The sequence below is a fragment of the Methylomonas stagni genome (genome assembly GCF_050154735.1).
Lineage (GTDB): Bacteria > Pseudomonadota > Gammaproteobacteria > Methylococcales > Methylomonadaceae > Methylomonas > Methylomonas koyamae_A.
The window spans coordinates 422695-445607 of record NZ_CP189557.1 but is presented as its reverse complement, the minus strand read 5'-3'; the positions used below and the strand labels follow the sequence as shown (position 1 = coordinate 445607).

General features: G+C 60.1%; 13 protein-coding genes. 9 read left to right on the top strand and 4 right to left on the bottom strand.

Annotated features, from left to right (window positions below; translation table 11 throughout):
* The 3 genes from ACP4CD_RS02045 to ACP4CD_RS02035 form a co-directional block, all read right to left on the bottom strand.
* A complete protein-coding gene (locus ACP4CD_RS02045) occupies nucleotides 1-3135 on the bottom strand; it encodes an MdtB/MuxB family multidrug efflux RND transporter permease subunit (protein ID WP_426993221.1) in 3135 nt (1044 codons plus the stop codon).
* 3 nt (nucleotides 3136-3138) lie between these two features.
* Nucleotides 3139-4410 (bottom strand): MdtA/MuxA family multidrug efflux RND transporter periplasmic adaptor subunit, encoded by a 1272-nt coding sequence (locus ACP4CD_RS02040; RefSeq protein ID WP_426993220.1) that lies wholly within the window; start codon nucleotides 4408-4410, stop codon nucleotides 3139-3141.
* Nucleotides 4411-6191: 1781 nt separating this feature from the next.
* Nucleotides 6192-6542, bottom strand: a complete 351-nt coding sequence (locus ACP4CD_RS02035) for a hypothetical protein (RefSeq protein ID WP_426993219.1) — start codon at nucleotides 6540-6542, stop codon at nucleotides 6192-6194.
* 128 nt (nucleotides 6543-6670) lie between these two features.
* Between ACP4CD_RS02035 and ACP4CD_RS02030 the strand changes: the two genes are divergently transcribed.
* Together ACP4CD_RS02030 and ACP4CD_RS02025 are read left to right on the top strand one after the other, a co-directional pair.
* Nucleotides 6671-7993 carry an alkaline phosphatase family protein gene (locus ACP4CD_RS02030; protein WP_426993217.1) on the top strand — a complete coding sequence of 441 codons (1323 nt, stop codon included), beginning with the start codon at nucleotides 6671-6673 and terminating at the stop codon, nucleotides 7991-7993.
* Between the two features lie 317 nt (nucleotides 7994-8310).
* Nucleotides 8311-10596 (top strand): hypothetical protein, encoded by a 2286-nt coding sequence (locus tag ACP4CD_RS02025; protein ID WP_426993215.1) that lies wholly within the window; start codon nucleotides 8311-8313, stop codon nucleotides 10594-10596.
* Between the two features lie 33 nt (nucleotides 10597-10629).
* Here ACP4CD_RS02025 and ppk2 read toward each other — a convergent pair whose 3' ends face one another.
* Nucleotides 10630-11403, bottom strand: coding sequence for a polyphosphate kinase 2 (gene ppk2, locus ACP4CD_RS02020; RefSeq protein ID WP_064028691.1), 774 nt, complete (start codon nucleotides 11401-11403; stop codon nucleotides 10630-10632).
* A 401-nt stretch (nucleotides 11404-11804) separates the two neighbouring features.
* Here ppk2 and ACP4CD_RS02015 point away from each other — a divergent pair, with 401 nt between their 5' ends.
* The 7 genes from ACP4CD_RS02015 (at nucleotide 11805) to ACP4CD_RS01985 (ending at nucleotide 22790) form a co-directional block, all read left to right on the top strand.
* Nucleotides 11805-13190, top strand: a complete 1386-nt coding sequence (locus tag ACP4CD_RS02015) for a CmpA/NrtA family ABC transporter substrate-binding protein (protein WP_064028688.1) — start codon at nucleotides 11805-11807, stop codon at nucleotides 13188-13190.
* Nucleotides 13191-13376: 186 nt separating this feature from the next.
* On the top strand, nucleotides 13377-14390 hold the full coding sequence (locus ACP4CD_RS02010; RefSeq protein ID WP_168029609.1) for an ABC transporter permease: 1014 nt from the start codon (nucleotides 13377-13379) through the stop codon (nucleotides 14388-14390).
* 10 nt (nucleotides 14391-14400) lie between these two features.
* Entirely contained in the window at nucleotides 14401-16152 is a 1752-nt protein-coding gene (locus ACP4CD_RS02005) for an ABC transporter ATP-binding protein (RefSeq protein ID WP_064028686.1), read from the top strand.
* Between the two features lie 162 nt (nucleotides 16153-16314).
* Nucleotides 16315-17676, top strand: a complete 1362-nt coding sequence (locus ACP4CD_RS02000; protein WP_426993214.1) for an alginate export family protein — start codon at nucleotides 16315-16317, stop codon at nucleotides 17674-17676.
* Nucleotides 17673-18893 carry an NAD(P)/FAD-dependent oxidoreductase gene (locus ACP4CD_RS01995; RefSeq protein WP_426993212.1) on the top strand — a complete coding sequence of 407 codons (1221 nt, stop codon included), beginning with the start codon at nucleotides 17673-17675 and terminating at the stop codon, nucleotides 18891-18893. Before ACP4CD_RS02000 ends, ACP4CD_RS01995 begins: the two co-directional genes overlap by 4 nt.
* Nucleotides 18894-18905: 12 nt before the next feature.
* A complete protein-coding gene (locus tag ACP4CD_RS01990) occupies nucleotides 18906-21581 on the top strand; it encodes a molybdopterin-dependent oxidoreductase (RefSeq protein ID WP_426993210.1) in 2676 nt (891 codons plus the stop codon).
* Between the two features lie 36 nt (nucleotides 21582-21617).
* Nucleotides 21618-22790 (top strand): EAL domain-containing protein, encoded by a 1173-nt coding sequence (locus ACP4CD_RS01985; protein WP_064028671.1) that lies wholly within the window; start codon nucleotides 21618-21620, stop codon nucleotides 22788-22790.
* Nucleotides 22791-22913 lie beyond the last annotated feature (123 nt).

Genomic DNA, 22913 nt, shown 5'->3' with positions numbered 1-22913 from the left:
TCAATGCAGGTCCTGTTCGACGGCGTCGCCGGACTCAACTCCTAGAGCGGTTTTGACCCGCCGCGCCAGCTTATCCATCGCCAGATAAATCACCGGCGTGGTGTATAAGGTCAGCAATTGGCTGAGCAGCAGGCCGCCGACCATCGTAATACCCAGCGGGTGGCGCAATTCCGAACCGACGCCGTTGCCCAGCATCAACGGCAAGGCACCCAGCAGCGCGGCCAGCGTGGTCATCAGAATCGGCCGGAAGCGCAGCAAGCAGGCTTGGTAAATCGCCTGGTCCGGCGGCAGCCCCTGATGGCGCTCGGCTTCCAGCGCAAAGTCGATCATCATGATGGCGTTTTTCTTGACGATGCCGATCAGCAAAATAATGCCGATGATGCCGATAATCCCCAGATCGCCGTCGGACAGCTGCAGGGCCAGCAAAGCGCCGACCCCGGCCGAGGGCAGCGTGGACAATATCGTCAGCGGATGAATGTAGCTTTCGTACAGCACACCTAGCACGATGTACACGGTCACGATCGCCGCCAGGATCAACAACAGCGTATTGCTTAAGGATGCCTTGAAGGCTTGGGCGGCGCCTTGGTATTCGCTACGGATCGCCAGCGGCAATTCGATTTGGCTCTTGGCGGCTTCGACCGCATTCACGGCGTCGCCGAGCGCATAGCCCGGCGCCAGGTTGAACGATACCGTGGCGACCGGATACTGGTCGAGGTGGTTGATCGCCAGCGTGGTGGGCCGCTCGGACAATTCGGCGATGGCCGATAGCGGCACCTGGCTGCCGTTGGTCGACGGCACCCGCAATTCGTTCAGCGCCGCCGGACTGGTCTGCTCGGCCGGATCGACTTCCAACACGACCCGGTATTGGTTCGCCTGGGTGAATATCGTCGAAACCAAGCGCTGGCCGTAAGCGCTGTACAGCGCATTGTCGATCGCGGCGGTGCTGACGCCCAAGCGGCTGGCGGTGGCGCGGTCGATGTTGACGAACACCTGCCGGCCTTGGTCGAGTACGTCGCTGACCACGTCGGCGAATTCCGGCCGACCTTGCAGCTGGTCTACCAATTTGCCGGTCCAGCGGTTCAATTCGTCCAGATCGGCGCCTTCCAACGTAAATTGATATTGGGTGCGGGTGACGCGGTTTTCCATCGTCAAATCCTGCACCGGTTGCAAATACAGTTGTATACCGGGCAAATCGGCCAGCCGGTCTTTCAGACGGGCGATAATTTCGCGGGCCGGCGGCCGTTGGTCGTGCGGTTTTAGATTAATCAAAAACCGGCCGCTGTTCGGGGTGGCGTTGATGCCGTCGACGCCGATAAACGACGACAAATTCTCGACCGCCGGGTCTTTCAGGATGCGTTGCGCCAGCTTGCGTTGTTGTTCGGCCAGGGCTTGAAACGACACGGTCTGCGGCGCTTCGGAAAAACCTTGAATAATGCCGGTGTCCTGACTGGGGAAAAAGCCTTTGGGTATCCAGAGGTACAGCGCGGCGGTCAGTACCACGGTGGCGAAAAATACCGCCAAAGTCGCCGCTTGGCGTTGCATTACCCAGCTCAGGCTGCGCCCGTAGAGTTTAATCAGCCGGCCGAACCAGTCGTCGCTGATTTCATTTTGGTGTTGATGTCCGGAGCCGGGCCGCAATAGCTTGGCGCACATCATCGGCGTCAGCGTTAACGACACCACGGCGGAAATCAGAATCGCCACCGCCAAGGTAATCGCGAATTCCCGAAACAGCCGGCCGACCACGTCGGACATGAACAGCAAGGGAATCAACACCGCGACCAGCGAGAAGGTCAGCGAAATAATCGTGAAACCGATTTGCTCCGAGCCTTTCAAGGCGGCTTTGAGAGGCGATTCGCCGCGCTCGATATAGCGCGAGATGTTTTCGATGACGACGATCGCATCGTCCACGACAAAGCCGGTGGCGATGGTCAGCGCCATCAAGGTCAGGTTGTTGATACTGAATTCGGCCAGATACATCGCCGCGAAGGTGCCCACCAGCGATAGCGGCACCGCGACGCCGGGGATGATGGTCGCCGGAATGTTGCGCAGGAACAGAAAAATCACCATCACCACCAGGGCCACGGCCAGCAGCAATTCGAATTGTACGTCGCGTACCGAGGCCCGGATTGTTACGGTACGATCGGTGAGTGCGTTCACTTCGACGCCGCTCGGCAAAGAGGCTTGCAGCTTGGGCAGCAAGGCCTGGATGCGGTCTACCACCTCGATCACGTTGGCGCCGGGCTGGCGCTGAATGTTGACGATGATCGCGGCCTTGTCGTTGGCCCAGGCCGCCAGCCGGGCGTTCTCGGCGCCGTCGATTACGGTGGCGACATCGGTCAATTTCACCGGTGCACCGTTTTTGTAAGTCACCACCAGATCGCGGTACTCGGCGGCCGAGCGCAGTTGATCGTTGCTGTCTATGGTCGCGGCGCGGGTCGGGCCGTTGATCGAGCCCTTGGGCTGGCTGACGTTGGCGGCGGCGATCGCAGAGCGCACGTCTTCCAGGCTGATGCCGTAAGCCGCCAGTGCTTTGTGGTTGGCCTGAATCCGCACCGCCGGCCTTTGCCCGCCGCTGATGCTGACCATGCCGACGCCGGGCAATTGGGCGATCTTCTGCGCCAGGCGGGTGTCTACCAGGTCTTCGACCTTGAACAAAGGCATGGATTCGGCGCTGACCGCCAGCGTCATGATCGGCGTGTCGGCCGGATTGACCTTGCTGTAGATCGGCGCTTGCGGCAGGTCGCTGGGCAGGAAATTATTGGCGGCATTGATCGCGGCCTGTACGCTTTGCTCGGCGACGTCCAGGTCCAGGCTCAAGTTGAATTGCAGTGTGATCACCGAGGCGCCGCCGGAACTGATCGAGGTCATTTGCGTCAAGCCCGGCATTTGCCCGAATTGCCGTTCCAGCGGCGCGGTGACAATCGCGGTCATCACCTCCGGACTGGCGCCGGGATACAGCGTGGTGACCTGTATCGTCGGATAATCGACCTGCGGCAGCGCCGAGACCGGAAGCAGCCGGTAGGCCAACACGCCGACCAGCAACAGCGCCACCATCAGCAATGAGGTGGCAACCGGCCGCAGAATGAACAGTCGAGACGGATTGAAGCCCGCCTTGCCGGGATCGCTGAAACTCATGGCTTAACCGCGCCGCCGACGTTGGCCGGATTCGTCTGCCGGCTTGGGCTGTAGTTCCGGCCTTGCCGCCACTGCCTGACCGTCTTTTTCGGCGACATCGACCACTCCACCATCCTTGACCCGGTCGATGCCGGTAACGATCAAGGTTTCGCCCGGCGCAATCCGCTTCTCGATCGCGACCTTTTCGCCTTCGCTGGGCCCCGGTTCCACCCGGCGCAGATGGGCGATGTTTTCGGCATCGACCACGTAGACAAAGGCGCCCTGACTGTCGTGCTGCAGCGCGGCGCTCGGTATTTGAGTGACGCCGCGCAAGGTGTCCAGATGCATGCGGATATTGACGAACTGGTTGGCGAACAGGGTTTGCTCGCGGTTGTCGAATTGGGCCTTCAATTTTAGGGTGCCGGTTGTCGGATCGATTTGATTGTCCAGCGCGATCAGTTTGCCGTCGGCCAGTTTTATTTTTCCGGCGCGGTCGTAAGCTTCGATGCCAATCTCCTTGCCTTCGCGATAGCGTTTTACCACGTCCGGCAACTTGTCTTCCGGCAAGGTAAACACCACGCTGATCGGTTGCAGTTGGGTAATCACCACCAAGCCGTTGGCATCGCCGGCTCTGACGAGGTTGCCTTGGTCCACTTGCCGCAAGCCGACTCGGCCGGAAATCGGCGCGGTCAGTTTGGCGTAACCGAGTTGCAGTTTGGCATTATCGACCAGGGCCTGGTCCATCTCGACATTACCGCGATATTGTTTGACCTGGGATTCTTGGGTGACGGTTTGTTGGGCGGCAATCGAATCTTGTTCCAGCAGGGTTTGATAGCGGACCCGGTCCAGCTCAGCGTTTTGCAGCAAGGCCTGATCGCGGGTCAGCTGGCCTTGGGCTTGTTGCAGCTGCACCTGAAACGGCCGCGGGTCGATTTCGGCCAGCAGATCGCCGGCCTTGACCATTTGCCCTTCGTTGAAGTTCACTTTCACCAATTCGCCGTCGACGCGCGATTTGACGGTGACGGTGCGTAGCGCGGTGACAGTGCCTAGCGCGTGCAAATACACCGGAAAATCGCCGCTATCGGCGGATTGGATGGCCACGACAGCCGGTGCGTCCGGCCGCTCGCCGAACGGCGGCCGGTTTTTGGAGCCGCGCTCGGCTTTAGTATCGGGCGCGGCCTGACCGAATTGCAGATAGACCAGAATACCGATCACGCCGAGGGTAGAAAGTGCGCCGCGCCAATACCAGCGAGAGCGGCGCCGGATAGAAGCATCGATGGGGGTTGGGTTAGTCATGCAAGGGATTCTATATGAGGATATAAGGTTGCCAAGGTATTGTCGTTATTAGGCGTGCGAAGCGGCCGCCGGTTCCGCCGAGAGTCGAAAAACGGTTGCATTGCAAGGCGAGCCGGCCGGGCTTCAAGCGGTAACGATTAATCGCTGGAACCTGGACACTGACGACGGCGTCGCGGCGGTTAGCCTGCTAACGGAGTTGAAGCCGCGGCTTGGCCATCGTTTGGTATTTCCCTTTGGCAAACATTGTTTCACGAACCTTAGGTCGACAGCGGCGATTTAGTTCCCGCCTCGGCCAGTGGCTTGGAGAGCCAACTCATATTGGGTTAGCAAAAGGTATGGCAGCGGCTTGCACGGCATGCCAGCAACAACTCTTCAGTTTGTGGGTGGCGAGGCAATACCGCTCGGCGAACTGGCTACAGTCCATCAATTCGCCGTCCCTGGCCGGGAAGTACCGCCCGGCTCGACCATCTGGCCGCGGGCGATCCGCACCCTGATGCTGGTATCGTAATTAAAGCTGTCAACCGCGACCGGAGGTCTAGACAAATCCGGCGCGGGTACCTGCACGAACTGAAACCAACGGCCGACACCGGAACATTCGATGCCTTTATCAGAGCGACACCGGCCGATTCGCTGGTCAGTTTAACCTTATCTTGGGATAAACCCGCGCGGCCGGCCAGAGCGGTACCGAGGCTGGCGGCGTTGAAGGAAATGCGCATGATGACTCCTGGTCAGATGTCGGATGAATGGCGATGCCGATGCTCCGTCAAAGGGCAAAACTTATGCCATGCGCTGTAATGGCGTGCGATCCGGACGGAAAAGCAGCGGTTGCTAGCGCGCCATGCGATGATCCCTGAATAGTCCAACCCGGCGTCTTTGCTCGGTCGCGCTTTGAATCCGGAGCGTCGAACCTAGGTTTGACACTCCGTAATAGACCGTGACGAGAATACGATCGGGACCTGGAGGTAACGCCGAACCCGGCCGTCGAATGTCGGCGGATTGTTGCTGCAGGATCGGCGATTGCTGGACGACTGCTGTTTCGGCAACAACGCGGCGTGGTCTCAGTCGACTACTGTCACAGCAAGTCTTCCCAGATCACGACTACTTCACACCGGAATCAATCGACATGTCGGGCATCGCCCCAACCGTCATTGCCCCAGCGTTCTGTGTTGGATCGATACTGTCTGGCTAGCCATTCAGGAAAACGACCTGCGTCAATTGCTTGGTGTGTGAGGCAATTGGTATATCTCAACAGGCCAGCCTGACGATCGAACCGCCCGTGGCCGACGAAATCCACCCAGTCGGTTCCGAACGCTCACGAACCGCGGCGGCGCGGACAACTTGGCCGCAATCGGCGCAGCGGCCTGCCGAATTGATGGACGCCGGCGGTCGGGCCGACATCCGGACTGCCGAGTGTACGGCTTGTCTCTGGGCTGGCGCGGTGAAACGTTGGGCGCGCCTTATTTGCGCATGCCGACCTTTTGGGATTGCCGCATCGCTTTACCCAGCCGAGAACACCCACCTGGCCATGCCCTACATCCGTCTAGCGGATTTGGGGGCGAGGAGAAACTTAAGCCACAAAGGAATTTAGGCGCCCAAACGACGTGGGTTGGGAAACACTTCTAAACGAACGCCCCTATAAAACACGAATAGCTTACGTCTCCCAGGCCCGGAATGCCGGTGTGACGAGTTAAGCGAGTGGGTATCTCAATCCGCCGGACAAAAAAACGGCCGCGAGCATGAAGCCCGCGGCCGTCGTAAAATACCTATATATGCAGCTGAGATTAGCCTAACAAACCGCCAACGTTGATGCGCGTGCCGTTGCCTTGAGCGGCGTAGAAAGCCGCCGGGTTGGCCGCGCTGGAGCTCACCAGATCCTCGGCGGCCCGGCGCGCTTCGGCGCTGGAATTCAGCGCCGGTTGTGCGTCGGTCTTCGATTGGTTTTGCGCCAAGCGCAACGAGGCTTGGGAAAAGCTCACGGTATCGCCAACGGCCTGATTGTCGCTATCGGAATCGCGATCCGGCGTCGTAACCGATTTGGGCTCCGCCGATTCGGCGCTTTTGGGTGCTTCAAGATCACGGGTTGCCTGAGTGGTCAGGGCGCTGGATTGCGAGTATTGGGTATTGATGTCCATGGGGCCTCCAGATCTTTACGGAGCGACGGCGTTGTGCCATCGTTGCGTCGAATTCTAATCCAATCCGCCGGCAATTGCCGAATTTAATCGTTTTCTTATTATGACGCCCCACATCCCGGAGTTTATTGATGAAATGTTTGCAGATCACTATGTTAGCGACCGGCGCGCTGCTGTCTACGGTGGCATCGTCCGCCGATTTATCGCGCATCGAGCACATCGTTGTGATCTATCTGGAAAACCGCAGTTTCGACAACATGTTCGGCCTATTTCCCGGCGCCGACGGCCTCAGCAACGCCCAATCGGCGCCGCCGCAAATCGACGAATTCGGTAGGCCCTACGGCACGCTGCCGCCGATTCGTAGCGACGGCAAAAACGACGAGCGCTTCCCGGCCGATCTCGCCAACGCCCCATTCGACATAGGCCGTTACATCAACCCCAACCAACGTCACCCGGATCTGACTCACCGGTTTTTCATCCACCAGATGCAAATCAACGCCGGCCGTAACGACCGTTTCGCGCAATTATCGTCGGCCGGCGGGCTGACCCAAGGCTACTACAATCTGGCCGGCACCGCGCTGTGGCAATATGCCAAGGAGTTCACGCTGGCCGACCATTTTTTCCAGGCGGCTTACGGCGGCTCGTTTTTGAATCATCAATGGCTGATCTGCGCCTGTACGCCGCGTTTCGACAATGCGCCGGACGACATGCTGCACTGGCAGGCGGACCCGGCCACCGGCAAGCCGGTCGGCGATCCCAGTGTCACCAGCGATGGCTACGCGGTCGGCACGATACAACCGTTTTATCCACCGCACGACGACAAGCACCCCGAACGACGTCTGCCGATACAAACCGCGCCAACCATCGGTGATCGCTTGTCGGACAAGGGCGTGAGTTGGGCCTGGTATGCCGGCGGTTGGGACGACGCCGTGGCCGGCCGCGACCTTGGCGACAACTTTCAGTACCACCACCAACCCTTTATCTACTACGCCAACTACGCGCCGAACAGCGCCGCCCGCGCCGAGTATTTGCGCGACAAACAGCGCTTGTTCGAAGACCTGAAAACCGGCTTTCCGCAAGTCGCGTTTTACAAACCGGTCGGGCGCAGCAACCAACACCCCGGCTACTCCAGCATCCTGGAAGCCGACCGGGATGTTCGCGATGTCGTCGAAGCGATTCGCGCCAGCCCGATCTGGCCTTCCACCGCCATCGTCATCACCTACGACGAATACGGCGGTTTGTGGGATCACGTCGCCCCGCCCGAGGGCGATCGTTGGGGACCCGGTACGCGGATTCCGGCTGTCGTGGTTTCGCCGTTCGCGAAAAAACACTACATCGACCACACCCGCTACGACACGACGGCCATCCTAAAGCTGATCGAAACCCGCTTCGGCCTGGCGCCGCTCGGCGAACGAGACGCCAACTCGGAAGGCTTGCTGGGCGCGTTCGAATGAATCGCCGGATTAATAGGCCCGAAGCAAAAAATATCGCCGACCTCGTGCCGATCGCTCGTTGTCGCCCCCTCTGGGTAGCCGCGGTCGCTTTACAGACGAACACGGCTTTTTATATGCGGCCGATATTTGCACTCCGTTTTCGAGTGGCTTAAGCTCTGCCGCGTCCAGCCGATTCAGGCTTGCCGCCAATCCGGCGGCTCGCGGCTCGCCCCCGCCTGTCGATGTCAAGGTTCGGCCGTTTCCGGGACAGAGACGGCGAATTTCCGGTTTTCAGTTAGTATTTGCAATCGTACGCCACCAAGCAGGGAGACCCTCCGATGAATCAAGCCTATCCACGCCAACCCGCCGAAAAATGGCGTTTCGCCAAACTCGGCGGTTTCGACCAAGTGGAACTGAAGCGCGCCAGCGATTTACTGGCGCTGCCGGAACTCGATCAGAAATTGTGGGCGGCGCTGAGTTGTCCGACCCACGGTCTGTACTTCGACGAACGCACGTTACAACTGCTCGACAGCGACGGCGACGGCCGGATTCGGGTACCGGAGGTGCTGGCGGCGGTACGCTGGGTCGGCAAGGTCTTGAAAAACCCGTCCGATTTGCTACAACAAAAAGCCAGCCTGCCGCTGGCGGCGATCAACGACCACGATGAGGAAGGCAAGCAGCTGCTGGCTTGCGCCAAGGAAGTACTGAAAAATCTGGGCAAACCGCAAGCCAGCGAAATCACCGACGAAGATTTGGCCGACATGGCGAAAATCTTTGCCGAAACCCGTTTTAACGGCGACGGCATCGTCCCGGCCAAAGCCGCCGCCGACGAAACCGGCCAAGCGGCTATTAGCGACATCATGGCCTGCCAAGGCGAGTTGATCGACCGTTGCGGCGAGCCCGGCATCGACGCCGAAAAACTGACGCAATTCTTCGCGGACGCCCAGGCCTATTACGACTGGTGGCGGGAATGCGACCGGGAAGCCGCCCAGGTGCGCGGCAACATCGCCGACCCGGAATCGGCGGCAGCCTCGCTGGACAAAATCAAGGCCAAGATCGACGATTATTTTACCCGCTGCCGGCTGGCGGCCTTCGACGAACGCGCCGCCACGGCACTGAATCCCAGCGACGCCCGCTACGAACAACTGGCCGGATTCGATCTGGCGCCTGAGCTGGAAGCGGTGGCGCAACTGCCGTTGGCCACCATCGCGCCCGACCGCGATCTGCCGCTGGATGACGGCCTAAATCCGGCCTGGAGCGAGGCGCTAGCGCAATTACGCGCCGACGTGCTGACGCCCTTACTCGGCACGCTGGAAAGTTTGAGCTACGCCCAATGGCGGGACGTACTCGGCCGGTTTGCCGACTACCGGGCCTGGCTGGCGCAAAAGCCGGCCAGCGCGGCCGCCGGCCTGCCGATCGCCAGCGTCAAAACCTATCTGGAAAGCGGCACCCAAGCCAAGCTGGCGGCGTTGATCGAACAGGATCTGGCCCTGAAGGCCGAAGCCGACGCGATCGACGGCCTGAGCCGCTTGCTGCACTATCACCGCGACCTGTACCGGCTGCTGAACAACTTCGTCTCCTTCCGCGATTTTTACACCGCCGAGCCGCACGCGATCTTTCAGGCCGGTACCTTGTATCTGGACGGCCGGGCTTGCCGTCTGTGCGTTAAGGTCGACGACGTCGCCACCCACGGCAAACTGGCCGAACTGAGCAAGATATTTCTGGCGTACTGCGAATGCCGCCGCCAGGGCAGCAGCGAGAAACTGACGATTGCCGCCGCGTTCACCGACGGCGACAGCGACAATTTGCGGGTCGGCCGCAACGGCGTGTTTTACGACCGCGCCGGACAGGACTGGGACGCGACCGTCGTTAAGATTATCGAAAACCCGATCAGCATCCAGCAAGCCTTCTGGGCTCCCTATAAACGGGTGGCACGGATGATTAACGAACAATTGGAAAAAAGTGCCAGCGCCCGCGACAAGGCGGCCCACGAAGGCGCATTCAAGGGTATCAACGAAGCCGGCGCTCAGGCCGGCGAAGGCAAGGCGCCGGCCGCGACCGCTTTCGACGTCGGCAAGTTCGCCGGGATCTTCGCGGCCATCGGTCTGGCGATCGGCGCGATCGGCACCGCGCTGGCTTCGGTATTTAGCGGCTTTTTGGCCTTGCAATGGTGGCAAATGCCGTTGGTGATTGTCGGCATCATGATGGCGGTTTCCGGACCATCGATGTTCATCGCCTTTCTGAAACTTCGCCAACGCAATCTGGCGCCGTTGCTGGACGCCTGCGGCTGGGCGGTCAACGCCAAGGCCTACATCAACATTCCGTTCGGCCATTTGCTGACCGACGTCGCCAAACTACCCAAGGACGCCGAAACCCATCTGGCCGATCCGTTCGGCGAAAAACCCAGCCGCTGGCCCGCGCTGTTGTTGCTGCTCGCGTTGCTGGCCGGCGCCGGCTGGGCTTGGCGACAAGGCTATATCGGACCCGCTACCGCCCCGCCGACCGCTGACGAAACCCCGGCAACCGCACCGGCGCCGGCGAACGGGCCGATTGCACCGCCTGGGCCGGCAACCCCAACACCCGCGCCGGAAGCCGCGAAACCGGCCGCGAAACCCGCCAAGTAAAGGGCGGCAGGCGGCCGTCTCGGCGGTCGCCGGCTAAGGCGCGATCATGCCGTTATGCAAATAGCTTTCTTCGTAGTTGAAAACGACATTACCGTCCGGCAAGATCAACTCCTCGTCGCGACCCTTGTAATCCAGTCGCGACAATAAATCCTTGATAATGTTGACGCGCGCCGCCTGCTTGTCGTCGGCGCGCACCACGGTCCAAGGTGCCGATAAATGATGGGTCCGGGCGAACATGATGTTACGCGCCTCGCTGTATTGGCGCCAATGCTTTTGGGCGGCTTTGTCGATCGGGCTGATCTTCCATTGTTTCAGCGGATCGTCCAGCCGCGCCTTCAGACGCTTTTTTTGCTCTTCCTTACTGATATCCAGATAGTACTTAAATAGCTTGATGCCGGAACGCACCAGCAATTGCTCATAATGCGCGACGGTTTCGATGAACTCGTGGTAATCGGCGTCGCTGCAAAATCCCATGACCCGTTCCACGCCGGCCCGGTTGTACCAACTGCGGTTGAACAGCACCATTTCTTGCGCGGCCGGCAGATGCTCGGTATAGCGCTGAAAATACCAGCTCCCCAGGTCGCGATCCGACGGTTTGCCCAAGGCCACCACTCGAGTCTCGCGCGGGCTCAGATGCTGAATGATGCGCTTGATGGTGCCGTCCTTGCCGCCGGCGTCCCGGCCCTCGAACAGGATCAAAATCTTATCGCCGTGCTTGATGATATGGCTTTGCAGTTTGACCAGTTCTACCTGCAACTGCCGCAGCACGTCCTTGTAATTCGGTCGTTCGGATTTCTTTTTGCCCATGGCTGCATCCTCGAAAGTGAATTGGCTGACTACCAGTGTAGCGGTTTCGCCGCATCGCGCTATCGTTCCGCACCACAAGCGTGCAAAATGTCGTAAACCGTACCGATTGAGTGCAACTTTGATCCCACTTGGCCACACACCGACAAGCCACACCGACAACCGCGACCGACCGAACTCAAGTCATATTATTGATTTTTAATTAAATTATCGAAAAGCGACTCAGAAATATCGGTTTTGGCATCCGAATTGCTTTCGGGCTAACGTGGCTCCGCGATAGGAGCCGACTGAATTTAGGCTCGACGTAGAGCCGACAGACAAAGGCGTCTAACTCTCGTTTCGGTAACGAAACGGGGTAGACGCCTTTTTTTGGCCTGACTTTTTCAAACCCACGGGAATCCGCCATGACTTATCGCACGACATTCGCTCCGAAATCTCTGATCGCGGCCTTGGCTACGCTGATCGCCGCCGGCCTGGCCGGTTCGGCCTGGGCGGCCGGCAAGCCGGAAAAAGAAGACCTGAAATTCGGCTTCATTAAACTGACCGACATGGCGCCGTTGGCCGTCGCCGCCGAGAAAGGCTTTTTCGAGGACGAAGGCCTGTTCGTGCAACTGGAAGCCCAAGCCAATTGGAAAGTGGTAATGGACCGGGTCGTCAACGGCGAACTGGACGGTTCGCACATGCTGGCGCCGGCGCCGCTGGCGGCCAGCATCGGCTTCGGCACCAAGGCCGACATCGTGACTGCCTTCAGCATGGGTTTTAACGGCAACGCCATCACCATTTCCAACGACATCTGGAAGCAAATGAAGCCCAACGTGCCGATGGACGGCGGCAAACCGGTTCACCCGATCAAAGCCGACGCGTTAAAACCGGTCGTGGACAAATACAAGGCCGAAGGCAAGCCCTTCAACATGGCGATGACCTTCCCGGCCGGCTCGCACAATTTGAAACTGCGCTACTGGCTGGCGGCCGGCGGCATCCATCCCGGTTACTACGCGCCACCGCAGGATATTTCCGGTCAGGTCAACGCCGACGCACTGCTGTCGGTAACGCCGCCGCCGCAAATGCCGGCCACGCTGGAATCCGGCACCATCTTCGGCTATTGCGTCGGCGAACCCTGGAATCAGCAAGCGGTATTCAAAGGGATTGGCGTGCCGGTGATCACCGACGAAGAGCTGTGGAAAGACACGCCGGAAAAAGTCTTCGGCGTCACCAAGACCTGGGCCGATAAATACCCAAACACCTATCTGGCGGTGACCAAGGCGCTGATCCGCGCCTCGATCTGGCTGGACGCCGAGAACAACAAAAACCGCAAGGAAGCCATCGAAATGCTGTCGCAAAAACAATACGTCGGCGCCGACGTCGAGGTACTGGCGGCCAGCATGAACGGCAGCTTCGAGTACGAGAAAGGCGACAAGCGTTCGCTACCCGACTTCAACACCTTTTTCCGCCACGGCGCCAGCTATCCATCCTACGGCAGCGCGGTCTGGTATCTGACCCAATTGCGCCGCTGGGGCATGATCAACGAAGCCAAACCGGACAACTGGTATCTGGAAACCGCGAAAAATGTCTACCGCCCCGACATTTATCTGGCCGCCGCGAAGGAACTCGTCGCCGAAGGCAAGGCCAAGGCCGAGGATTTTCCGGCCGACACCGCCATCAAGCCTTCGCAAAACTTCTTCATCGACAAAGTACCGTTCGACGCCAATAAGCCCAACGACTATCTGGCCAAGTTCGCGATCGGCTTGAAAGGCAAACAAACAGTTTCCGGCGGCAAGGTCGTCGACTAAGAACCTTTGGTGGGTGCTCAAAAGCAGGGACGCGATTTGATGCAGGGAGGCATCTTTTTTACCAACCGAAATTTTGCAGCAAGCAGCGTAGGGTACCCACCGCGTACCTTGCCAGCCGATCCGATTGTCAAGACCGAAAAAAGGTACGCGGTGCGTATCTACGACATCACATACAGAGGTATCCAGATGACTAACAAACTCATCAAATTCTTCAACATCACCGGCCTGACCTGGTTCGTGCCGCTGGTCAAAATAGCCGCCGGCGAAAATCCGGCCCAACAACTGCGGCAACTGTTCTTGGTAATGGGCGTGCCGATGATTGCCTTCGCGCTATTCTTGGGGCTGTGGAGCGTGTCGGCGTCCGGTGTCAATACCAGCCTGGGCACGATTCCAGGTCCTGTCGCGGTGTGGGACGAAGTCGGCGGTCTGATAGCCGAACACACCGCCGAACAAACCAAGAAGGCCGAGTTCTACCAGCGCCAGGAACTGCGCAATAAGGAAAAACTGGCTGAAGACCCCAAGGCCGAGATTAAATCCCGGCCCTACACCGGTAAACCGACCTACCTCGACAAAATCCTGACCAGTCTGCGCACCGTGTTCGCCGGCTTCGTGATCGCGACCTTGATCGCGGTGCCGATCGGCATCTTGTGCGGCATGAGCCCGGTGCTCAATACCGCATTCAATCCGTTGATCCAGATTTTCAAACCGGTGTCGCCGCTGGCCTGGCTACCGATCGTCACGCTGGTGGTCAGCGCCGCCTACGTGACGACCGACGACTCCTGGTTCGAGAAATCCTTCATCACCTCGGCGATTACCGTGACCTTATGCTCGCTATGGCCGACGCTGATCAACACCGCCGTCGGCGTGTCGTCCATCGATCGCGACCTGGTCAACGTCGGCAAGGTATTGCGGCTGGACTGGATGACCCAGATCAAGCGCATCATTCTGCCGTCGGCCCTGCCCTTCATCTTCACCGGCATGCGCTTGTCGCTGGGCGTGGGCTGGATGGTGCTGATCGCCGCCGAAATGCTGGCGCAGAATCCGGGTCTGGGTAAGTTCGTTTGGGACGAGTTCCAAAACGGCAGTTCCAATTCGCTAAGCCGCATCATGGTGGCGGTGTTCACGATCGGCTTCATCGGCTTCGCGCTGGACCGCATCATGCACTCGTTGCAAAACCTATTCTCTTTCCAAAAAGTGTAAGGCCGCCGCCATGAATGCCCCCGCCAAAATCATCGAACTTTCCATGCAAAAAACCGCGACCAACCAACCCGCCAACGACGCGCGCGCGCCGCTGGTCGAATTGAAAAATGTCTGTAAATCCTACGGCGAGGGCCGGAGCAAGACCTCGATCCTGAAAGACATCAATCTGGACATACAAGAAGGCGAATTCATCGCCATCGTCGGCTTTTCCGGCAGCGGCAAAACCACGTTGGTGTCGCTGATCGCCGGCCTGATTCAGGCCGACGCCGGCGAGTTGCTGAAAAACGGCGCGGCGATCCGCGAACCCGGACCGGACCGGGGGGTGGTGTTTCAAAACTATTCGCTGATGCCGTGGCTGACCGTTTACGAAAACGTGGCGTTGGCCGTCGATGCGATCTTCAAGGACTGGACGCCGGCGCAACGCCGCGCCCACGCCGAAAAATACGTCAAGATGGTCAATCTGGGCCGAGCCATGGACAAGCGCCCGGCCGAACTGTCCGGCGGCATGCGCCAACGGGTCAATGTCGCCCGCGCCTTGGCAGCCAACCCCGATATTTTATTGCTGGACGAACCGCTCAGCGCGCTGGACGCTCTGACGCGCGGCAACTTGCAGGACGAGATTCTGCAAATCTGGGAGCAGGACAAGAAGACCGTCATTCTGATCACCAACGACGTCGACGAAGCCATCTACATGGCCGACCGGGTGATCCCGCTGAAACCCGGCCCGGACGCCACCTTCGGCCCGGATTTCGTCATCGATCTGGAACGGCCGCGCGATCGCGCCGCGTTGAACCACGATCCGGAATTCAAACGACTGCGCGCCGAAATCACCCGTTATCTGATGGACATCGGCCTGCAAAAAGCCCAAGCCGAAGTCGGCGACCGGGTCAAGCTGCCGGACGTGCGTCCGAACACCAGCAACGACTGGAAACTCGATACCTCGGCGCTCAAGCCCAGCCAAACCGACCTGGGTAAGGCCCGCTATTTGGAGTTCGCGAATCTGTCGAAAATCTATCCGACCCCGGACGGCAACAGCACTGTCAAGGTGGTCGACGGTTTTGATTTGCGGATGAAAAAAGGCGAGTTCGTGTCCATCATCGGCCATTCCGGTTGCGGCAAATCGACGGTGTTGTCGATGACCGCCGGCCTCAACGATATTTCCGAAGGCGGCATCATTCTGGATAACCGCGAAATCGACGGCGCCGGCCCGGATCGCGGCGTGGTGTTTCAGGCGCCGAGTTTGTTTCCGTGGCTGACCGCGTTCGACAACGTCATGCTCGGCGTCGATAAGGTTTACCCGCACGCCAGCCAGGACGAGCGCGACGACATCGTCGAATACTATCTGACTCGGGTCGGATTGGCCGACTCGATGTTCAAGAAAGCCGCCGACCTGTCCAACGGCATGCGCCAGCGGGTCGGCATCGCCAGAGCCTTCGCACTGTCGCCGAAACTGCTGTTGCTCGACGAACCCTTCGGCATGCTGGATTCGCTAACCCGCTGGGAATTGCAGGAGGTGTTGATGGAAGTGTGGGAACGGACCCACGTCACCGCCATCGTCGTCACCCATGACGTCGACGAAGCGATTCTGCTGGCCGACCGGGTGGTGATGATGACCAATGGCCCGCACGCCAAGATCGGCAAGATACAAGACATCGATCTACCGCGGCCGCGCAGCCGCAAGGCGCTGCTGGAGCATCCGGACTACTACCGTTACCGGGAAAGCCTGCTGACCTTTCTGGCGGAGTGCGACCACACCCATTAGATATTGTTGGGTACGCATCCCGTACCATTTCAAGCCATGAACAAACCGAATTCAACCAGGTACGCCCTGCGTACCCTAGGACGCTTTGTGCCGAAATTCCCGCCTTGCAGGCTTAGGCGGATGGCAAACCGACTTTCGACCGACCACAGACCAGGAGACATCATGTTCAAATCCACACACATCTTGCCGGCCGGCGTGCTGGCGATCGCCGGAGCCGGCACGCCGGCCCAAGCCGACATCACCAAGGAGGTGGAGGACGCGCTGAATTTTTACCACTACGGCAGTAACGGCGCCGTCAAAATGGATTTGAACTACCGCTGGGAAAACGTCGATCAGGACAAAGGCCCCATCATCCCCGGCAAGGCGCCGAAACGGGTGGAAACCGCGAACGCCAATACCGCCCGCTTGCGCTTGGGCCTGCTGTCGCCGACTTTTTACGATTTCCAAGCCTACGCCGAATACGAAGGCAATTACGCGCTACAGGAGGACTACGATCAGGGCGGCACAACGTTGAACCGTCACCGCGACTATTCGCTGATCGCCGACCCTGACCGTAGCGAGCTCAACCAGTTCTGGCTCAGTTACAAGGGCATCGCCGACACCTTAATCAAGGTCGGCCGGCAACGCATCAAATTCGACGACGACCGCTTCATCGGCAACGTCGGCTGGCGGCAGATGGAATCGACTTACGACTCGGTGCTGCTTACTCACAACAACCAAACCCTGTTCGGACTGACCGTCAACGCCGGTTATCTGGACCACGTGCAAAACATTTTCGGCGAAACCGACACCTTGAACGCGCCGGTGCTAAATCTGAATTACAAGGTCGGCGACTGGGGCAACCTGATCGGTTACGGCTACTGGCTGGACTTCCGCGAGCGCGCCAATTACGCCAAATCCTCGCAAACCTACGGCCTGCGCTTCGACGGCAAATCGCCGCAATTTTTCGATACCGTGAATTTTCTGTACACCGCCGAATGGGGCAAGCAATCCAATTACGCCGACAACCCCAACCATTACCAGGCCGACCGCATCAACCTGATGGGCGGTCTATCGGCTTTCAACCTGACCTTGCAAGGCGCGATGGAACAGCTGAACGGTTACGGATTGAACAAGACCTTCAACACGCCGTTGGGCACCAACCACGCCTTCCAGGGCTGGGCCGATTTGTTCATCAATCCGTTGGGCAACGCCACCTTGGGCCAGGGTATCCGCGACGTGTTCGCCACCGCCAGCTATAAGGCGATGAACGATACGTTGATCGTCACCGGCATGTATCACGATTTCTACGACGACACCGGCGGCGTCGAATACGGCAGCGAGTGGGATTTCTCGATTTTGAAGAAATTCGGCAAGCACTACTCGCTGCTGGCCAAGTACGCCAATTTCAACACCGAAAACGCCGCGTTTACCGATACCCAGAAAATCTGGCTGCAGGCCAACGTCAGTTTTAACGACTTAGCACGGGAGCCGGCCGGTAGCGGCCGGCTCCCGTGGCGCAACGTTATCGAGGCAAGAACATGAAACCGAAACTCGTCGTCGTCGGCAACGGCATGGCTGGCATGCGGACCGTCGAACAACTGCTGCAAATCGCCCCCGACCTTTACGACATCACCGTATTCGGCGCCGAACCGCACGGCAACTACAACCGCATCATGCTGACGCTGGTGCTGTACGGCGCGAAAAATTTCGCCGACATCGTGATCCACGACTTCGACTGGTACCGGAGCCGCGCCATCACGCTACATTGCGGTCCCGCCAAAACCGTGGTCGCCATCGACCGGACGCGACGCCAAGTCATAGCGCGCGACGGCACGACGGCGGACTACGATAAACTGCTGATCGCCACCGGTTCGCTGCCGCTGCTGCTGGACATTCCGGGTCGCGACTGCGACGGCGTGATGGGCTTTCGCGACATCGCCGACGTCGAGACAATGATCGCCAAATCGGCCCGGCGCCGTCACGCGGTGGTGCTGGGCGGCGGCCTGCTGGGACTGGAAGCGGCCAACGGCTTGTTGAAACGCGGCATGCAAGTCACCGTGGTCAACCGCGCCGACCACTTGCTGAACCGGCAACTCGACGCCCAGGCCGGCGAATTCCTGCGCCGGCACCTGGCCGAAACCGGCATGGAATTCCAACTCGGCGCCACGATCGCGGCGATTGCCAGCCGCGCCGGCCACGTCGTCGAGGTCGAACTGGACAACGGCCAAAAACTACCCGCCGATTTGCTGGTGATGGCCACCGGCATCCGCCCTAATATCGCGTTGGCGGCGGCCGCCGGCCTGGAATGCCGGCGCGGCATCATTGTCGACGATGCGATGCAAACCAGCGATCCGGCCGTGTACTCGGTCGGCGAATGCATCGAACATCGCGGCGAATTGTTCGGCTTGGTGGCGCCGGTCTACGAACAAGCCAGAATCTGCGCCGACCAACTGGCCGGCGGCACGGGCAGCTATCGGACCGGTTTCGCCGCGACCATGTTGAAAGTCACCGGCATCGATTTATTTTCAGTCGGCGACTTCGACGGCGATGCCGACAGCGAAACCCTGCGCTTCGTCGATTATGGCCTCGGCATCTATAAAAAAGTGGTACTGCGCGGCGACGTGCCGATCGGCGTGATTCTGTACGGCGATACCGGCGATGCCAATGGCTATCTGCGCTTGGTCCGCGACGGCGTGCCGGTGAGCGACAGACGCCGGCGCTTACTGTTTGGCGGCGCGACAACCGCCGAGGCCGCCTGAGACAATAGCACCATGAGTCCAACCACCATCGTCAAGACCACTTGCCCTTACTGCGGTGTCGGCTGCGGCATCTCGGCCGAAATCGAGGATGCCGCCGGCCACCGCGTCCGGATTGCCGGCGATCCGGAGCATCCGGCCAATTTCGGCCGGTTATGTTCCAAGGGCGCCGCACTGGCCGACACCGTGTCCTTGGAAAACCGCCTGCTCTATCCGCGTATCGGCGGTGCCCGCGCCGATTGGGACAGCGCGCTGGACCTGGTCGCCGAGCGTTTCCGAGCCGCGATCGCCGAGCACGGCCCGGATTCGGTGGCCTTCTATGTATCCGGCCAATTGCTGACCGAGGATTACTACGTCGCCAACAAATTGATGAAGGGCTTCATCGGCTCGGCCAATATCGATACCAACTCGCGGCTGTGCATGTCGTCGGCGGTGGTTGGTTATAAACGGGCCTTCGGCGCCGACGCGGTGCCGTGCAATTACGAAGACCTGGAATTGGCCGATTTGATCGTGCTGGTCGGCTCCAACGCGGCTTGGTGTCACCCGGTCGCCTTCCAGCGCATCCGCAAGGCCAAGGAACGCAATCCGGCGTTGAAAATCGTCGTGGTCGATCCGCGCCGCACCGCCAGTTGCGACATCGCCGATCTGCATCTGCCGATTCAACCCGGCATGGACGCGCTGCTGTTCGACGGCCTGCTCGGTCATTTGGCGGCGATCGCCGCCACCGACGCCGCCTATATTACCGCTTATACCGAAGGCTTCGAGGCGGCCTTGGCGCAAGCGCGAAGCGCCGCGCCGGACATCGCCGCGACCGCCGCGAATTGCGGTCTGGCCGCCGCCGACGTCGGTTTGCTGTTCGACTGGTTCGCCGCGACCGAAAAAACCGTCACGGTGTACTCGCAAGGCATCAACCAATCCAGTTCCGGTTCGGACAAATGCAACGCGATCATCAACTGTCATCTGGCCACCGGCCGCATCGGCCGGCCCGGCATGGGGCCGTTTTCGTTCACCGGCCAACCCAACGCGATGGGCGGCCGCGAGGTCGGCGGCCTCGCCAACATGCTGGCCGCGCACATGGATTTGGACAATCCGGTCCATGTGGACCGAGTCGGCCGATTTTGGGGTAGCCAGCGGGTCGCCGACCGCCAGGGCCTGAAAGCGCTGGAACTGTTCGACGCGGTCGCGGCCGGCAAGATCAAGGCGATCTGGATCGTCGCCACCAATCCGGTCGCGTCGATGCCGGACGCCGACCGGGTCAGGCAGGCGTTGCAGGCTTGCGATTTCGTGGTGGTCTCCGATTGCATCGCCGATACCGACACCACTCGATTGGCGCACGTGCTGCTGCCGGCCACCGGCTGGAGCGAAAAAGACGGCAGCGTCACCAATCTGGAGCGGCGGATTTCCCGCCAACGGGCGTTGTTCGCGCCGTCCGGCGAGGCCCGCCACGACTGGTGGATCTTCAGCCAGGTGGCGCAACGCCTGGGCTTTGGCGAGGCTTTCGCCTACCGGTCCAGCGCCGAGATTTTCCGCGAACACGCCGCGCTGTCGGCCTTCGAAAACGATGCCGGGCACGGTCGCCGCGACTTCGATCTGTCCGGTCTGGCCGGGCTGAGCGACGCGGCTTACGCGGGCCTGCAACCGCTGCAATGGCCGGTAAACGCCGCCGGCGGTACCGCCCGGCTGTTCGGTGACGGCCGGTTTTTCACGACCAGCGGCAAAGCCAACTTCGTGCCGGTGTCGCCGCGCCCGCCGCGCTACGCCACCGACGCCAACTACCCATTCACGCTGAATACCGGCCGCTTGCGCGACCAGTGGCACACGATGACCCGCACCGGCCTGGCCGCCAAACTGAATACCCACCAAGTCGAACCTTGCGTCGAAATCCATCCGGACGACGCCGCCCGCCTGCGGTTGCCGGCCGGTGCCATCGCCAAACTGACCAGCCGCTGGGGCGGCATGCTCGCCAAGATCGCGATCAGCGCCGAACAACGGCCCGGCAGTTTGTTCGTGCCGATGCACTGGACCGGCGTCAACAGCAGCCACGGCCGGATGGGCGCGTTGGTCAATCCGGTGGTCGATCCCTTGTCCGGTCAACCGGAAAGCAAGCAAACGCCGGTCGCCATCGAAGCCTGGCCGGCCCGCTGGCATGCCGTACTGTTGTCCCGGCAAGCCTTGCCGCTATCGGACTGCGAATACCGGGTGGAGATGCGCGGCGACGGTTTTTACCGTTACCAACTGGCCGGCGGCCATACCGGCCGGGACTGGCGAGTCTGGAGTCGCCACCGGCTGGCCGCCAATGCGGCCGAACGGTTGGACCGCCACTGGCTGGAATACAGCGATCCGCCATCCGGCGACTTTCGGACTGCTCTGATCACCGAAGCCGGCCTGCAAGCTTGTTTATTCGTCGGCGCCGGGCCGGAATTGCCGGAACCCGGCTGGATCGCGACCTTGTTCGGCAAAACGGCCTTGAGCCGGGGCGAACGCCTGAGTCTGTTGAGCGGCGCACCGCCCGCCGGCGAAGCCGATATTGGCCGAATCGTCTGTTCGTGTTTCAATGTAGGCGAGAAAACCATTCGGCAAGCGGTTCGCGACCGCAAGCTCGGCAATGTCGCCGAGATCGGCGCCTGCCTGGGGGCGGGTACCGGCTGCGGTTCCTGCCTGCCCGAGTTGAAGGTTTTTCTAGCGACCTGAACTAACAACGCGCATGCGAGCAGCCACCAGGGAACGATGCAAGCCAAACTACAGTTATTTCCGTATTTTCAACCTATCATTTCCACCGCCAGCGGCCAGATCGTCGGCTACGAGGCGCTGGCCCGCCAGCACGACGCTAACGGCCGCGTGGTTTCGGCCGGCGCTTGGTTTTCCTCGGCCGACATCGACGCCAAGCAGCGAACCGAACTCGACCGTCAGGTGCGTTGGCAGGCCTTGCAAAAATTTGCCGAACACGCCGATCCCAACAGTTTTCTGGCCATCAATATCTCGGCGGCCTGGATAGACAATCTGCGCCAGCTGAACGCGGTGCCGACGGTGCGGATGCTGGAAGAACTGAATATCGACCGCGGCCGGGTCATCGTAGAAATCTCCGACGCGCCCGCCGATCCGCAAAAACTCAAGCAAATCGTCCAGCGCTACCGCAAACACGGCCTGAGCGTGGCGATCGGCGATTTCGGCGCCGGCTCCTCGCAGCTGGAACGACTGATCGCGGTCCAGCCCGACATCATCAAGATCGACATGCGCTTGTTCAAGCAAGCCGCCAAGGGCGGTATCGCCGGCGACATCATGCAAGTGTTGTCGCGACTGGGCAAGCGCACCGGCGCCCGGCTGACCTGCGAAGGCGTCGAAACCGACGAGGAATTCTGGTTCGGTTTGGACTGCGGCGCGCAATATATGCAGGGTTTTTTGTTCGGTAAGGCCGAGGCCGATTTCAAGCCGGCCCAGCAATATCAGCAACACATTGCCTCGCTGCGCGGCAAGTTTCTAAAACAAACCCTGGTCCGCGAAGAACGCAAAATCAACGCCATCAACACCCTCAAGAGCTTGGCCTATCGGCTGGCGGAGGCTTTGCAAGACGATTTCAATCTCAACGAGCTGGTCAGTTGGAATTTCGCGGAAAGCGGCGTAATCCGCTTTTATCTGTGCAACAACCTGGGCGACCAGATTTCCCCCGACTTCAATTTCAGCGCCAACCGCTGGTTTACCGATCCGCGCAAGATCGGCTTCAATTGGTCATGGCGGCCTTATTTCTTTCAACTGTTGGCACTGGAACATTGCGGCGACCGCGACCGCATCGTCAGTTCCGAACGCTATCGCGATTTCGAGACCAACCTGCTCTGTAAAACGCTGGCATTACGGCTGGACGGCGACCGATTATTGCTGGTCGATACCGTCGCGGTCGATTAAGCGGTCTATACTGTTTCAAGCGGCGGCGCATCAGGAAGCGGGTTTAGGCCCGGGTCGGCGCTTTTCGTGCGTCCGTTCCCGCGATTGAAGGCATTCCGGGTTTTTCAGGCGTGTAGGCGACCA